At 59.7% G+C, this 14549-nt stretch carries 12 protein-coding genes; 7 read left to right on the top strand and 5 right to left on the bottom strand.

The features are described 5' to 3' along the window. Positions 1 to 3: 3 nt before the first annotated feature. Entirely contained in the window at positions 4 to 1233 is a 1230-nt protein-coding gene (locus PI739_RS18540) for an acyl-CoA dehydrogenase (RefSeq protein ID WP_003434116.1), read from the bottom strand. 184 nt (positions 1234 to 1417) lie between these two features. Between PI739_RS18540 and PI739_RS18535 the strand changes: the two genes are divergently transcribed. The 3 genes from PI739_RS18535 to PI739_RS18525 all read left to right on the top strand — a co-directional run bounded on the left by PI739_RS18535 (position 1418) and on the right by PI739_RS18525 (position 3833). Then, a complete protein-coding gene (locus tag PI739_RS18535; protein ID WP_054081472.1) occupies positions 1418 to 2347 on the top strand; it encodes a LysR family transcriptional regulator in 930 nt (309 codons plus the stop codon). A gap of 164 nt (positions 2348 to 2511) precedes the next feature. Further along, the gene (locus tag PI739_RS18530; RefSeq protein ID WP_042930746.1) at positions 2512 to 2904 is read left to right on the top strand and encodes a MerR family transcriptional regulator; all 393 of its coding nucleotides are present in this window, start codon (positions 2512 to 2514) and stop codon (positions 2902 to 2904) included. 29 nt (positions 2905 to 2933) lie between these two features. Next, the gene (locus PI739_RS18525; RefSeq protein WP_003369418.1) at positions 2934 to 3833 is read left to right on the top strand and encodes a hydroxymethylglutaryl-CoA lyase; all 900 of its coding nucleotides are present in this window, start codon (positions 2934 to 2936) and stop codon (positions 3831 to 3833) included. A 286-nt stretch (positions 3834 to 4119) separates the two neighbouring features. Here the strand turns inward: PI739_RS18525 and PI739_RS18520 are convergent, their stop codons facing one another. Continuing rightward, positions 4120 to 4377: a hypothetical protein gene (locus PI739_RS18520; RefSeq protein ID WP_003369416.1), complete on the bottom strand. Its 258-nt coding sequence runs from the start codon at positions 4375 to 4377 to the stop codon at positions 4120 to 4122. Positions 4378 to 4593: 216 nt separating this feature from the next. Here PI739_RS18520 and PI739_RS18515 point away from each other — a divergent pair, with 216 nt between their 5' ends. From PI739_RS18515 to PI739_RS18500, 4 genes are read left to right on the top strand one after another with little or no spacing between them, the layout of a single operon-like run. After that, complete coding sequence (locus tag PI739_RS18515; RefSeq protein WP_003434122.1) at positions 4594 to 5757, top strand: isovaleryl-CoA dehydrogenase; 1164 nt, start codon at positions 4594 to 4596, stop codon at positions 5755 to 5757. Between the two features lie 13 nt (positions 5758 to 5770). Beyond that, positions 5771 to 7378 carry a carboxyl transferase domain-containing protein gene (locus tag PI739_RS18510; RefSeq protein WP_054081473.1) on the top strand — a complete coding sequence of 536 codons (1608 nt, stop codon included), beginning with the start codon at positions 5771 to 5773 and terminating at the stop codon, positions 7376 to 7378. A 14-nt stretch (positions 7379 to 7392) separates the two neighbouring features. After that, positions 7393 to 8268, top strand: coding sequence for a gamma-carboxygeranoyl-CoA hydratase (locus PI739_RS18505; RefSeq protein WP_058397038.1), 876 nt, complete (start codon positions 7393 to 7395; stop codon positions 8266 to 8268). Beyond that, a complete protein-coding gene (locus PI739_RS18500; RefSeq protein WP_271352088.1) occupies positions 8265 to 10214 on the top strand; it encodes an acetyl-CoA carboxylase biotin carboxylase subunit in 1950 nt (649 codons plus the stop codon). The genes PI739_RS18505 and PI739_RS18500 overlap by 4 nt, the downstream gene beginning before the upstream one ends. An 82-nt stretch (positions 10215 to 10296) precedes the next feature. Here the strand turns inward: PI739_RS18500 and nfuA are convergent, their stop codons facing one another. The 3 genes from nfuA to PI739_RS18485 all read right to left on the bottom strand — a co-directional run bounded on the left by nfuA (position 10297) and on the right by PI739_RS18485 (position 14476). Next, a complete protein-coding gene (nfuA, locus tag PI739_RS18495; protein WP_002553665.1) occupies positions 10297 to 10890 on the bottom strand; it encodes a Fe-S biogenesis protein NfuA in 594 nt (197 codons plus the stop codon). A gap of 70 nt (positions 10891 to 10960) precedes the next feature. Continuing rightward, positions 10961 to 11983, bottom strand: coding sequence for an acyltransferase family protein (locus tag PI739_RS18490; RefSeq protein ID WP_003369396.1), 1023 nt, complete (start codon positions 11981 to 11983; stop codon positions 10961 to 10963). Between the two features lie 180 nt (positions 11984 to 12163). Continuing rightward, complete coding sequence (locus PI739_RS18485) at positions 12164 to 14476, bottom strand: fatty acid cis/trans isomerase (RefSeq protein ID WP_271352087.1); 2313 nt, start codon at positions 14474 to 14476, stop codon at positions 12164 to 12166. Positions 14477 to 14549: the final 73 nt, after the last annotated feature.

Genomic DNA, 14549 nt, shown 5'->3' with positions numbered 1-14549 from the left:
CAGCTAGCGTTGGCTGCGCGCCAGATCTGCCGGCATATATTTGCCCAGTTCATACTTGCCGACGGCAGCGCGATGCACTTCATCCGGGCCGTCAGCCAGACGCAGGGTACGCTGCATGGCGTACATGTAGGCCAGCGGGAAATCATTGGAAACCCCGGCGCCACCGTGCATCTGAATCGCTCGGTCTATGACCTTCAGCGCCACGTTGGGGGCAACCACCTTGATCTGCGCGATTTCGCTTCTGGCAACCTTGTTGCCGACGGTGTCCATCATGTACGCCGCTTTCAGGGTCAGCAGGCGTGCCATGTCAATCTCCATGCGCGAGTCGGCGATCAGGTCGATATTGCCGCCCAGCCTGGCCAACGGTTTGCCGAACGCAACGCGGTCAATGGAACGCCTGCACATCAGCTCCAGCGCCCGCTCCGCCATGCCGATCGAGCGCATGCAGTGGTGAATGCGCCCTGGTCCTAGCCTTCCCTGAGCGATTTCAAACCCTCGCCCTTCACCAAGCAGCACGTTTTCGAACGGGACCTTGACGTTTTCGAACAGCACTTCGGCATGGCCATGGGGCGCATCGTCATAGCCGAACACCGGCAGTGGCCTCACGATCTTTACGCCGGGCGTATCGACCGGCACCAGAATCATCGAATGCTGCTGATGGCGCGGCCCCTCAGGATTGCTCAGGCCCATGAATATCAGGATTTTGCAGCGCGGGTCGCAGGCACCGGAGGTCCACCACTTGCGTCCGTTGATGACCCATTGGTCACCGTCACGCTCAGCGCGCGCGGCCATATTGGTGGCGTCCGATGAGGCCACATCGGGTTCGGTCATGGCAAAGGCAGAGCGAATCTCACCGCGCAGCAGCGGTTCGAGCCAGCGGGTTTTCTGGTCCTCACTGGCATAGCGGACCAGTACCTCCATGTTGCCGGTGTCGGGCGCCGAGCAATTGAAGGGCTCGGGACCGAGCAGTGAGCGACCCATGATTTCCGCCAGCGGCGCGTACTCCAGATTACTCAGGCCGGCGCCAAACCCGGAGTCTGGCAGGAATAGATTCCACAAGCCTTCCGACTTGGCACGGGCCTTGAGCTCTTCCATGATTGCCGTGGGCTGCCAGCGATCCCCTTCGGCCACTTGCCGCTCGAAAACCGGCTCGGCCGGATAGACGTATGCATCCATGAACGCCGTGACGCGCTCACGCAGGGCCTGCACCTTCGGGGAATACGCAAAATCCATGGGGTCGCCACCGTGTCGATCGGGTTGTCGAAGTCATGAACGCGATGCTAGAGAACCGCTGCACATTTATCTAATCTATTCTCAGCGTGTATAAACATTCATAACCGATATATGATCCATCACCATTGCGGCATTACGCCCCTCTAAACAGTCAATCACAATAACGGCACGAGGCGCCCCATCAATGAACCTGAACAAGGTCGATCTCAACCTCTTCATTGTCTTCGACGCCATTTACACCGAAGCCAATCTGACCCGCGCCGGACAGATTGTCGGCATCACCCAGCCTGCGGTCTCCAACGCACTGGCGCGGTTGCGCGAGACCTTCAATGACCCGCTGTTCGTGCGCACGGCACAAGGCATGGTGCCGACACCGATGGCGCAGAACATCATTGGCCCGGTGCGCAATGCGCTTTCGTTGCTCAGGGTATCGGTGCAGGAAAGCCGCATCTTCAACCCGTTACAGGCCAACAAGAACTACCGCATCAGCATGACCGACCTGACCGAAGCGGTGATCCTGCCCGCGCTGTTCCAGCGCCTGCGACGCCTGGCACCTGCGGTGACCATCGAAAGCTTTCTGTCCAAGCGCCGGGAAACCACCAAGGAACTGGCTGCCGGGCGCCTCGACTTCGCCGTGGACGCGCCGCTCAACACTGACCCGCAAGTGCGGCATGTGAAGCTGATGGAGGACCGTTATGTGTGTGGCATGCGCAAGGGCCATCCATTGGCGAACAAGGCCATTCTGACCCTCGACGATTACCTGAGCCAGGCGCATATCCATATTTCCAGCCGCCGCAGCGGGCTGGGTCATGTGGATCTGGCGCTCGGCAAGATGGGCATCCAGCGCAGGATCGCATTGCGCTCGCAGCACTACATGATGGCAACTCAGGTGCTGCAGCAGACCGACATGGTCATGACCGTACCCGAGCGCTTCGCCCGTCGTAACGACTTGCACTATGTCTACCTGCCAGTCGCCGATGTTCCCTCGGTCGAAACCCACCTGTACTGGCATGAAAGCACCGATCAGGACCCGGCCAATCGCTGGATGCGAGAACAGATCATCGAGCTTTCGCAACGGGTTGTGGCACAGGAACAGAACCTCGAAAAGACATGAAATAGAAAACACAAGCCAATGATTTATAAGCATTTAAATCGATTAGTTAATGTGATTTCTAAGTGCCGGAGCGTGACCTCTCGACCTTTGGCACCGCCACATAGCTTGACGTATACGTAAAGCAACCCTTAGCTTTGCGGCTGTATACCTTTCCGAGCCACGCCATGAGCAGTCAGACCTACAGTATTTCCGAGCTCGCCCGCGAGCTGGACATCACCACCCGCGCCATACGCTTTTACGAAGAGCAAGGCATGCTCAGCCCTGAACGCAAGGGCCTGGAGCGTATCTATACGGCGCGTGACAAGGTCACCCTGAAACTGATCCTGCGTGGCAAACGCATCGGTTTTTCCCTGGCCGAGTGCAAGGAACTGATCTCGTTATACGACCCTGCCGGCGGTAACCAGAAGCAGTTGCAGACCATGCTGGACAAGATCGCCGAACGCCGTGATCAGCTGGAACAGCAGTTGCTGGACATCCACCAGATGCAGCTGGAGCTGGACACCGCCGAAGAGCGCTGCCGAGCCGCACTCGATAAAACCGCTGCCGCCCCACTCTGACCATTCGCACTGACTACAAAGGCGCTGCCATGTCCCTTCCGCAAAAGGTGAATCTCGTTGAAGTCGGCCCGCGTGACGGCCTGCAGAATGAAGCACAACCCATCAGTGTCGACGACAAGGTGCGCTTGGTGGATGACCTGACGGCAGCCGGGCTGGGCCATATCGAGGTCGGCAGTTTTGTCTCGGCCAAATGGGTCCCGCAGATGGCGGGCTCTGCACAGGTGTTCGAACGCATCCAGCGTCGTGAGGGCGTCATCTACTCGGCGCTGGCGCCAAATCTGCGTGGCTTTGAAGATGCCTTGGCGGCCGGCGTCAGGGAGGTCGCGGTGTTCGCGGCGGCGACCGAAGGGTTCTCGCAACGCAACCTCAACTGCTCGATCAGCGAAAGCCTGGAGCGCTTCGCGCCTGTCATGGAAGCAGCACGCATGCATGGTGTGCAGGTTCGAGGGTATGTGTCATGCGTGCTGGGCTGCCCTTACGAGGGCAGTGTTTCGCCCGAACAGGTCGCGACGGTCGCCAACGAACTGCACGCGATGGGCTGCTATGAAATTTCCTTGGGCGACACCATCGGAACCGGCACGCCGGGCGCTACACGGGCATTGTTCAACGCCGTGGCTGCGCAGATACCGCGCGGCAAGCTGGCTGGCCACTTCCATGACACCTATGGCCAGGCATTGGTGAATATCTACGCAAGCCTGGAGGAAGGCATCCAGGTGTTCGACAGCTCCGTGGCCGGCCTCGGTGGCTGCCCTTACGCCAAGGGCGCCAGCGGCAATGTGGCCACTGAAGACGTGCTGTATATGTTGCAGGGGCTGGGTATCGAAACCGGCGTCGATCTGGACCAGGTCATCGCGGCGGGCCAGCGCATCTGCGACGTGCTGCACCGTAGCAATGGCTCTCGTGTAGCAAAGGCCAGATTGTCTGCGTAACGCTGTCGTCGTCTGTCGGTAACAGGGTGCGACAAATTGCCACAGAGTGTTACTCTGCCCCGCGTCGAGTCGAGACAAACGGGTAACACGGAAACACTCGGCCGCAGAATCAAACGGTCCGATGCCGGAAAAACAAGGTCATCCCCCCGGTATTACAGGGGTTTTGAAAAACTGGCACGGGTCCTGCTATATCCTTCGTACAACAAAAATAAAAACACGCAGTAACCCAATAAAAACAACACGTACCGGCTCTGACATAACAAGAACAACACGGACAGAGACGTAGCTAACAGATTTTTTTGAAGTGGATAGCTTTTCTGAACCGCTTGCCTGGCAAGTCGTTCGCAGCCAGACAGAGAACAATAAAACTGCCCCAAGGCAGCTGCCGAACTGGTTGGATCACTACGATGAAAGTGTCATCAGCGCTCAAAAAAATACGTTTGCTCTTGGTCCCGCATGCGGATCGCTCAAAAAAAATGTGAAGGGCCAGGTCGCCAAAAACCACAACAGGCCTCCCGAAAAACAAAAAAGAGCATAGCAATATACCTTGAAGGGGAGCCCAGGCTCCCCTTCGTGCTTTCCGGCGTTCCGCCCTCTTCTCTCATGATTGAACACTACAGTCCGATCACGCTTTGTTCACATCGGCATCGGCGTTGACAGCACAATCCTACAGGTTTACGTTAACGTAAAGGTCATAGCTGGTACACGCCACAACCGACCCACGAACAAAGCGTCATTCAAGAACAAAAAGGAACGCCCCATGAGTTACCCCAGCCTGAATTTCGCCCTGGGCGAAACCATCGACATGCTGCGTGATCAGCTGCAGTCTTTTGTCGCCGCAGAGCTTGCCCCGCGCGCCGCGCAGATCGACAAGGACAACCTGTTCCCCGCCGACATGTGGCGCAAGTTCGGTGAAATGGGCGTACTGGGGATTACTGTCAGCGAAGAATATGGTGGCGCGGGCCTGGGTTATCTGGCGCACGTCGTGGCGATGGAAGAAATAAGCCGTGGCTCGGCATCCGTGGCGCTGTCCTATGGCGCCCATTCCAACCTGTGCGTTAACCAGATCAATCGCAATGGCAGCCCGGCACAAAAGGCCCGTTACCTGCCCAAGCTGATCAGCGGCGAACACGTTGGCGCACTGGCCATGAGCGAACCCAATGCTGGCTCGGACGTGGTGTCGATGAAACTGCGCGCCGACAAGCGCGGTGATCGTTATGTGCTCAACGGCAGCAAGACCTGGATCACCAACGGGCCGGATGCCAACACCTACGTGATCTACGCCAAGACCGACCTGGAAAAGGCAGCCCACGGCATCAGTGCGTTTATCGTCGAACGCGACTGGAAAGGCTTCTCGCGCGGCAGCAAGTTCGACAAGCTGGGCATGCGCGGCTCCAACACCTGCGAACTGTTTTTCGATGATGTCGAGGTGCCCGAGGAGAACCTGCTGGGCGTGCTTGATGGTGGCGTCAGGGTGCTGATGAGCGGCCTCGATTACGAGCGCGTCGTGCTCTCCGGCGGTCCCACCGGGATCATGCAGGCGTGCATGGACGTGGTGGTGCCCTACATTCACGACCGCAAGCAGTTCGGCCAGAGTATCGGCGAGTTTCAGCTGATTCAGGGCAAGGTCGCAGACATGTACACCCAGCTCAATGCCAGCCGGGCCTACCTGTACGCGGTGGCCCAGGCCTGCGACCGCGGCGAGACCACTCGCAAGGACGCTGCCGGGGTGATCCTGTACAGCGCCGAGCGCGCCACGCAGATGGCGCTGGAAGCCATCCAGATTCTGGGCGGCAATGGCTACATCAACGAGTTCCCGGCGGGCCGACTGTTGCGCGACGCCAAACTCTACGAGATCGGCGCAGGCACCAGTGAAATCCGGCGCATGCTCATCGGTCGCGAACTGTTCAACGAAACCCGTTGATTGCGGAGCCACCATGACCATCCTGCAGACCCGAATCAACACCCGCTCGCCGGAATTCATCCTCAATCGCGACGCCCTGCTCAAGCAGGTCGAAGCACTGCGCTCGCTGTTGAGCAACGTCCAGCAAGGGGGCGGCCGCAAAGCCCAGGAGCGTCACACTTCACGCGGCAAGTTGCTGCCGCGCGAGCGTATCAACCGCTTGCTGGACACCGGCTCGCCGTTTCTGGAAATCGGCCAACTGGCTGCGCATGAGGTGTACGGCGAAGAGGTGCCGGCCGCTGGCGTGATCGCCGGAATCGGCCGGGTCGAGGGCGTCGAATGCATGATCATCGCCAACGATGCCACGGTCAAAGGCGGCTCCTATTACCCGCTGACCGTCAAAAAGCATTTGCGCGCGCAAACGATCGCCCAGCAGAACCGCCTGCCATGCATCTATCTGGTGGACTCAGGCGGCGCCAACCTGCCACGTCAGGATGAGGTGTTTCCGGATCGCGAACATTTCGGACGGATATTCTTCAATCAAGCCAACATGAGTGCACAAGGAATTGCCCAGATCGCGGTGGTCATGGGCTCCTGCACCGCCGGTGGCGCATACGTACCGGCTATGGCCGACGAGGCGATCATGGTCCGCCAGCAGGCCACGATCTTCCTGGCCGGCCCGCCACTGGTCAAGGCAGCGACCGGCGAAGTGGTCAGCGCAGAAGAGCTGGGTGGTGCCGATGTGCACTGCCGCACGTCCGGTGTGGCCGACCACTACGCGGACAACGACGATCACGCACTTGCATTGGCGCGACGCAGCATCGCCAATCTGAACTGGCGCAAGCAGGGTCAACTGAACACGGTCGCGCCCATTGCACCGCTGTACCCCGGCAATGACCTGTACGGCATCATCCCCGTCGACACAAAACAGCCCTTCGATGTACGGGAAGTCATCGCACGCCTGGTGGACGGCTCAGTACTCGACGAATTCAAGGCCCTGTTCGGCACCACGCTGGTGTGTGGCTTCGCGCGTCTGCACGGCTACCCGATCGCGATTCTCGCCAACAATGGCATCCTGTTCGCAGAAGCAGCCCAGAAAGGCGCGCACTTCATCGAGCTCGCTTGCCAGAGAGGCATCCCCCTGCTGTTCCTGCAGAACATCACCGGCTTCATGGTCGGCCAGAAGTATGAAGCCGGCGGCATCGCCAAGCATGGCGCCAAGCTGGTGACCGCCGTGGCCTGCGCCAGGGTGCCGAAATTCACGGTGATCATTGGCGGCAGTTTCGGCGCAGGAAACTACGGCATGTGTGGCCGCGCTTACGACCCGCGCTTTCTATGGATGTGGCCCAACGCTCGGATCGGCGTGATGGGCGGCGAACAGGCTGCCGGCGTGCTGGTGCAGGTCAAGTGCGAACAGGCCGAACGGGCTGGCCAGGCGTTCAGCGCCGAACAGCAGGCCGAACTGAAGCAGCCGATTCTCGATCAGTACGAGCATCAGGGTCATCCTTACTATTCCAGCGCCCGCCTGTGGGACGACGGGGTCATCGACCCGGCACAAACCCGCGACATTCTCGCGCTTGCCCTCTCCGCCTCGCTCAACGCGCCCATCGAACCTACCACTTTCGGCCTGTTCCGAATGTGAGCCGGGAAATGACCATGACTTCGACCTCCTTCGCAACCATAGAGCTGATCAACGACCCACGTGGCTTTGCCACGCTGTGGCTGAATCGACCAGACAAGAACAACGCCTTCAACGCGCAGATGATCCGCGAGCTGATTATCGCGCTGGAGCAGGTGCAAGGCGATGCCAGCCTGCGTTTCCTGCTGTTGCGCGGCCGTGGCCGGCATTTCAGTGCCGGTGCCGACCTGGCGTGGATGCAGCAGGCAGCAGACCTGGACTACAACACCAACCTGGATGACGCCCGCGAACTGGCAGAGCTGATGTACGGCCTCGCCAAGCTGAAAATCCCGACGCTCGCCGTGGTACAGGGCGCAGCATTCGGCGGTGCGCTGGGCCTGATCGGTTGCTGTGACATGGCCATTGCAGCGGTGGATGCGCAGTTCTGCCTGTCCGAAGTGCGCATCGGCCTGGCGCCAGCGGTCATCAGTCCTTTCGTGGTACAGGCCATCGGCGAACGCGCCACGCGACGCTACACCCTCACGGCCGAGCGCTTCGACGGCCAGCGGGCGCAGCAGATCGGCCTGGTCGCCGAGTGCTACCCGGCTGCAGAGCTGCAAGACCAAACGCAGCAATGGGTCGACAACCTGTTGCTCAACAGCCCGCAGGCCATGCGCGTCAGCAAGGAGCTGCTGCGCGAAGTCGGCAACGGTGAGCTGACCCCCGCGCTGCGTCGCTACTGTGAAAGCGCCATCGCGCGCATCCGTAGCAGTGCCGAAGGACAGGAAGGCCTGCGAGCCTTCCTGCAAAAACGTACGCCCGGCTGGCAGCCAGTCAACCATCAGCCACCTGGCGATCCCGTTGCCGTAGCCTCGGCTGCCCGGCACGATCCACACAAGGACTCGCAGTCATGAGCACGCCCGAGTTGACCACGCTGCTGATTGCCAACCGCGGCGAGATTGCCTGCCGCATCATGCGCACGGCTAAAAACATGGGCCTCACCACGGTCGCCGTGCACAGCGCCATTGACCGTAACGCACGGCATAGCCGCGAGGCCGATATCTGCGTGGACCTTGGCGGCAGCAAGGCCGCAGAGAGTTATCTGGCGATAGACAAGCTTGTCGGAGCCGCCAGGGCGAGTGGCGCGCACGCGATCCATCCCGGCTACGGTTTTCTGTCTGAAAATGCCGATTTTGCGCGCGCCATCGAAAACGCCGGGCTGATTTTCCTCGGTCCACCCGCCTCGGCCATCGATGCCATGGGCAGCAAATCCGCCGCCAAGGCATTGATGGAACAGGCAGGCGTGCCTCTGGTGCCTGGCTACCACGGTGAAGCACAGGACATCGAAACATTCCGCGCTGCGGCCGAGCGCATCGGCTATCCGGTGCTGTTGAAAGCCACCGCAGGTGGCGGCGGCAAAGGCATGAAAGTGGTCGAGCACATTGGCGAACTGGCCGAATCGCTGGCTTCCGCGCAACGCGAGGCGCTGTCCTCGTTCGGTGACGCGAGAATGCTGGTGGAGAAATACGTGCTCACCCCGCGCCACGTCGAGATACAGGTATTTGCCGACCGGCATGGCCACTGCCTGTACCTCAATGAGCGCGATTGCTCCATTCAACGCCGACACCAGAAGGTCGTCGAGGAAGCACCAGCGCCCGGCCTGACAGCTACATTGCGCAAAGCCATGGGCGAAACCGCAGTGAAAGCCGCGCAAGCCATCGGCTACGTGGGTGCAGGTACAGTCGAGTTCCTTCTGGACGCACGCGGCGAGTTTTTCTTCATGGAAATGAATACCCGCCTGCAGGTGGAACACCCGGTCACCGAGTACATCACGGGGCTGGACCTGGTGGAATGGCAGATCCGCGTCGCCAGAGGCGAATCGCTGCCCATCACCCAGGAGCAGGTGCCCCTGACCGGCCACGCCATCGAAGTCCGTCTATACGCCGAAGACCCGGCCAACGACTTTCTCCCGGCAACCGGCACCCTGGAGCTCTACAGAGAGCCTGCCCCCGGCCCCGGCAGGCGGGTGGACAGCGGCGTTGCCGAGGGCGACAACATTTCGCCCTTCTACGACCCGATGCTCGGCAAGCTGATTGCCTGGGGTGAAGACCGCGAGCAAGCCCGTCTGCGCCTGCTGGCCATGCTCGATGAGTTTGCCGTGGGCGGAGTTCGGACCAACCTGGCGTTTCTGCGCAGAATCATCGCGCATCCAGCGTTCGCCGCCGCGCAGCTTGATACCGGCTTTATTCCCCGCTATCAGACGCAACTGCTGCCGCAAATCGATGAGCCGGACGAGACATTCTGGCAGGCCGCCGCCGAGGCCTTCAGCCAGAGCGAACCGGCACGCATCGATCGAGCCGATCCGTATTCGCCCTGGGCAGTCGGCAGCGGCTTTCGCGCCGGCCTGCCCGCGCAGACGGATCTGCGACTGAGCTGCAACGGTCAGACCCGCAACACCAGCCTGCACAACAGCAGTCCGTCGTTATTCACTCTGAGTGGCGAGCATCTGCAGGTCGAGCACAACGGTATGCGCCAACGACACCTGGCGATACGGCGCGGCAATACGCTGTACCTCGAATGGCAAGACGAGCTGCACAGCGTCATCCGGCTGGACGCCATCGCTCAGGCAGACGTCGGTGACGGTCAGCATGCAGGCCTGACGGCACCGATGAATGGCAGCATCGTGCGGGTATTGGTTGAAGTGGGTCAGGCTGTCGAATCTGGTGCGCAACTGGTGGTGCTGGAAGCCATGAAGATGGAACACAGCATCCGCGCCGCCAGCGCCGGGGTGATTACCGCGCTTTACTGTCATGAGGGCGAGATGGTCAACGAAGGCGCGATACTGGTGGAGCTGGACTGACGCTCGTCAACCGCCGCACATGAAAACGCCCTGAACAGTCAGGGCGTTTTCGTGCAGCAACTTCCTTGCCAAAAAGAGCCGCTTAGTAGTAGGCGTTTTCTTTCTGCGTATGGTCGGTAACATCGCGAACGCCCGACAGCTCGGGAATACGCTCAAGCAGTGTGCGCTCGATACCTTCCTTCAGCGTGACATCGGCCTGACCACAGCCCTGGCAACCGCCACCGAACTGCAGCACGGCGATATTCTTCGCCTCTTCCTCGACCACGTCGATCAGCGTGACCTGACCGCCATGGCTGGCGAGGCCCGGATTGATCTCGGTTTGCAGGTAGTAATTGATACGCTCGTTGATCGGGCTGTCGGCATTGACCATCGGCACTTTGGCGTTCGGCGCCTTGATGGTCAGCTGGCCGCCCATCCGGTCGGTGGCGTAGTCGACCACTGCATCGTCCAGAAAGGCCTCGCTGAAGCCGTCGATCCAGGCCGTGAAGCTCTTCAGGCCGATGGCCTTGTCTTCCGGTTTTTCTTCACCCGGCTTGCAGTAGGCAATGCAGGTTTCGGCGTACTGAGTGCCGGGCTGGGTGATAAATACGCGGATGCCAATGCCCGGGGTATTCTGCTTTTCCAGCAGATCGGCCAGATAATCGTGGGCGGCATCGGTAATAGTGATAGCGGTCATGAAAATTCCTCGCAGACGTGCGTGCAGTTTACGCCAATCGGCCGCTTCACACAAAGTCCTAGTATTTTTGTCAGGTTAATGCCTGCGCCTGACCGAGCGCCCGGCGTCCATCCAGCCAGGCTTTCATCCGGCGGTAGAGGCCCTTCTCGATCCACTCATAACTGACCCAGGCACCGATGGCGATGATCGGCACGCAGAACGCGAAAACCACATAGGGGCTGAGGCCAAAGCGCTGCGCCATCAGCAAGCCGCCGTACAGCACCAAAACGTGCAGCAGGTACACCGAATAAGAGCAGTCACCCAACACCTTGAGCAGGCGATTGCCCTGGAAATACGGTTCCAGCGAGATGCACGACAGCACGATCAAGGCACTCGGCAGGCCCCAATTGAGCAGGCGCTGCTCGTTGGTCAGGTTATTGATCGCATACAGCCCGACCGCAATGCCTGCCATCGGCAGCCACAGCGCCGGTTTGATCCAGCCACGGCGATAGAGGATGCCGATGCCGATACCCAGCAGGAATTCGTAAATGATGTCGTTGCCGTAGAAGCGGCTGATCAGCCCGGCGCGAGCCAGAACCTCACTGACCGCAAACAGCGCTGCGGCAATGATCAGCGGTCGGTGACGCTGTTGGAAGAGGAACACCATCGAGAACAGCAGGTAGAAAAACATCTCATAGTTGAGCGTCCAGCCAACGTTGAGCGTCGGGTAGAGACCATAACCACCGGGGTTTTCGGAAGGAATGAAGACCAGTGACAAGAGGAAGTTCTGCCACCCGATGACCTGGTGCGGGAGCATCGGCGCTGCGATCAGCAGCAGCAACGCCATGGCGGCGGTGTACAGCCAATAGGCCGGAACGATGCGAATCAGACGATGCAGAATAAAGCGCCGTGCTGGCATGTCGCTGTTCTGCGTCGACAAGAAGATGACCAGACCACTGATGACGAAGAAGATATCGACGCCGACCGCACCCTTTGACACAAAGAACTGCCCTACCGGACCACTGGCCTTGAAATCGAAAAAAATCTGCATGAAGTGATGACACACCACGACCCACGCTGCGAACGCCCGTAGGGCCTGAACTGAAATCAACATCACTAAAAACCTCTACTCCCTGACTTTCAATCATGAGCCGCTGAATAAACCGGCCTATGACGCGCACCATTTCGGACCACCTTTTTGAAAAAAAGGTCGCGCAAGATACATTTCGTTCAGGAAGTAAAGATGGCCGCAGGCCATGTTGCACAAGGGCCTGCGGCGTGAAGCCCCGGTTTTTCAGAGGTTCTCGTAGCGATTCATGTCCAGCACGCCCGCTTCGCGTGGTTCAGTTTCCTGAACGTAGCGATTCAGATCGTGGAAGTAACTCCAGAACAGTGGATGAGTACGACGGATACCCCAACGCTGGACGATTTGTTCGAAACTCGCCTGATCCTTGCTCTGCTGCATGGCATCGACAAAGGCCGGCACCTGTGCGACCGGAATATTGAAGATGAAATTCGGATAACTGCTGAGCACGCCCGGGTAGACAGTCAGTGTGTCCAGGCCCGGAATATAACGGTACGACTCGCCCAGCAGAAACGCGACATTACTGTGTGCGCGGTTGCGCAACATACTGTAGATCACGCGCTTGCCATTGCCGCCCTCGATGCGCAGCATGCTCGCTTCCGGCAACTGATCGATGACCTTCAGACCCGCAGCAGGACGCGACGTCAATCGGCTCAGCGCCTGTTCTGCCTGGGCAAAGCTGCTGTCGAGGCCAGGCCGCGAGCAATACGCCCCGGTGCAGCGGTTGATCGGGTCAGGTGCGGCATTCAAAGTGCCGAAGCGCTCGATCAGCCTGGACGCAAAGTCACGCTTTGCGGCCTTTTCATCGAGCTTGATGCCTGTCGGCGTATCGTCGTCGATCTTCTGGTAATCCAGCCACATCTTGATTTTGCCGCCCTCCTGATAAAGATCACTGAGCATGTCTTCACGCAGGTCGGCAGGCATCAGGCGCAGGAAATTGATCTCGGCACCGTTGCGGATCAAATCGAAATACAGCCGCGTCTGGGCCTGATGTGAAACATTGCCATAGACATCGAAGTTCACCGCCAACTGATAATAGGTGCGCTCCAGCAGCGGGTAGTCGAACAGCCACATGGAGTGCGGCACGTCGCCAATCAGCCCTTTATTGACCGACGCACTGTCGAAATGGCGGAAAACGGTCAGCAAGGCATTGTCATTGCCTGCCCACAGCGTGCTCCAGCCCGGCGCTGGCATTTTCGCGTAGCTGTCGCGGCGCAGGTCTTCATACTCATTGCGCCGGTCGCGGTAGGACAGCCACAGGCTCAGCACGCTGCCCACGTCATCGTTCTGCCCCGGCATGGCCAGCAATGGCGTGGCCTCCCCGCGATACGTCGCGTCGGTGATGTAGCGATCGTGCGACGGGTCCTGGAACAGCACCCAGAACTGATCGCGAATCACGTCTGTGGCGATCTGCCCGCGACAGACCGGCCCGCGAATGAACGTGCGAACGAAATACTCGGCGTTGTCGAGCATGAACTGATAACGCGCCACCGCAGGGATGGCTTCGAAGGTCAGAAACGGATTGGCACGATGGCCAGGGCCGTAACCCGGCAATGCGCTGACTTTCCAGTCGGTCCCATAGAACAACTGCCTGACCCGCGCCAGTTTCTGCGGGCTCGTGGCGTAGGTAATGTGGGTCTTGTGAACGATCACACCTTGCACGGGGATCAACCGGTAATAGAAGTCGCTGCCCGGATCGTCGTCGGGACGACGGGTAGCGATCAGGTCCACAGGTTTGCCGCTCGGAGTTCGCGAGCGCACCCATTGGAAGAAGTGCCCCGCCTCACCGCCTTCGAAATAGATGTGCGCCAGGAACAGATGCTCGAACAGCCAGCGACCGACCAGCGCCTGATTCGCGCCAGGTTCGTTGAGCTGCGCCTCCCAGGCATTGATCTGCGCGGCCTCGGTGACACTCGGGGTAATGGTCTGCTGCTCGACCGGCGCACCGGCGGCCAGCCAGCGCTGCAGGGTCTGGTATTCGGCATCGGTCAGTCCGGCGACCGCCAGCGGCATGCCCTGTTGCGCGTGGGCGGCCGCATAGGCATTGAATTCGCCGGGCAGCGGGCAGACGTTTTCCCGATTGATCCCCAGGGCGATGTCATCCGGAATCCTGCTGTTGGCTGGCAAAGGTGCGCTGCGGCCCAGATCAAGCATGCGCGTCATCAATGCCGCCTGACTGCCCTGGGCTTCCAGTACTGAATAGAAGCCCTTGCCGCGCCACGCGTCGGTATCACGTGCATCATAAAAGAGACGCGTCGGCGCAACCGCCTCGCTGCGTTCGCCCTGATAGACAGGGACTTTGCTGGCGCCACGGCTCACACCTTCGCCACTGCCCAGATTCAACTGGCAGGGAGCGTCATTGCAGGCGTGGCAGGCAACGCACTTCTCGGTGAGGATCGGCTGGATGTCCTTCACATAGGAAATCGCCGGGGATGCCGGTATGACGGGGGGTGCAGGAGTCTGAGCCTTGGCAGCACAGCAGATAAAAAGCAAGGCGACGCTTGCCAACAAACGGTGCGGCATATCCCGTGGGCTCTGATATTAAAATGGCATAATTCTACAAGGGCATCACTCGCTCCAACATGAATGATTTTCA

The organism is Pseudomonas cerasi, from assembly GCF_027983475.1.
Taxonomy (GTDB): Bacteria; Pseudomonadota; Gammaproteobacteria; order Pseudomonadales; family Pseudomonadaceae; genus Aquipseudomonas; species Aquipseudomonas cerasi.
The sequence above is the reverse complement of the archived record's forward strand: the minus strand, read 5'-3'. Positions and strand labels throughout refer to the sequence as shown.

Coding starts and splice junctions, on each gene's coding strand:
- PI739_RS18540 (WP_003434116.1), bottom strand. CDS start 1,233: ATGGATTTTGCGTATTCCCCGAAGGTGCAGGCCCTGCGTGAGCGCGTC.
- PI739_RS18535 (WP_054081472.1), top strand. CDS start 1,418: ATGAACCTGAACAAGGTCGATCTCAACCTCTTCATTGTCTTCGACGCC.
- PI739_RS18530 (WP_042930746.1), top strand. CDS start 2,512: ATGAGCAGTCAGACCTACAGTATTTCCGAGCTCGCCCGCGAGCTGGAC.
- PI739_RS18525 (WP_003369418.1), top strand. CDS start 2,934: ATGTCCCTTCCGCAAAAGGTGAATCTCGTTGAAGTCGGCCCGCGTGAC.
- PI739_RS18515 (WP_003434122.1), top strand. CDS start 4,594: ATGAGTTACCCCAGCCTGAATTTCGCCCTGGGCGAAACCATCGACATG.
- PI739_RS18510 (WP_054081473.1), top strand. CDS start 5,771: ATGACCATCCTGCAGACCCGAATCAACACCCGCTCGCCGGAATTCATC.
- PI739_RS18505 (WP_058397038.1), top strand. CDS start 7,393: ATGACTTCGACCTCCTTCGCAACCATAGAGCTGATCAACGACCCACGT.
- PI739_RS18500 (WP_271352088.1), top strand. CDS start 8,265: ATGAGCACGCCCGAGTTGACCACGCTGCTGATTGCCAACCGCGGCGAG.
- nfuA (WP_002553665.1), bottom strand. CDS start 10,890: ATGACCGCTATCACTATTACCGATGCCGCCCACGATTATCTGGCCGAT.
- PI739_RS18490 (WP_003369396.1), bottom strand. CDS start 11,983: ATGTTGATTTCAGTTCAGGCCCTACGGGCGTTCGCAGCGTGGGTCGTG.
- PI739_RS18485 (WP_271352087.1), bottom strand. CDS start 14,476: ATGCCGCACCGTTTGTTGGCAAGCGTCGCCTTGCTTTTTATCTGCTGT.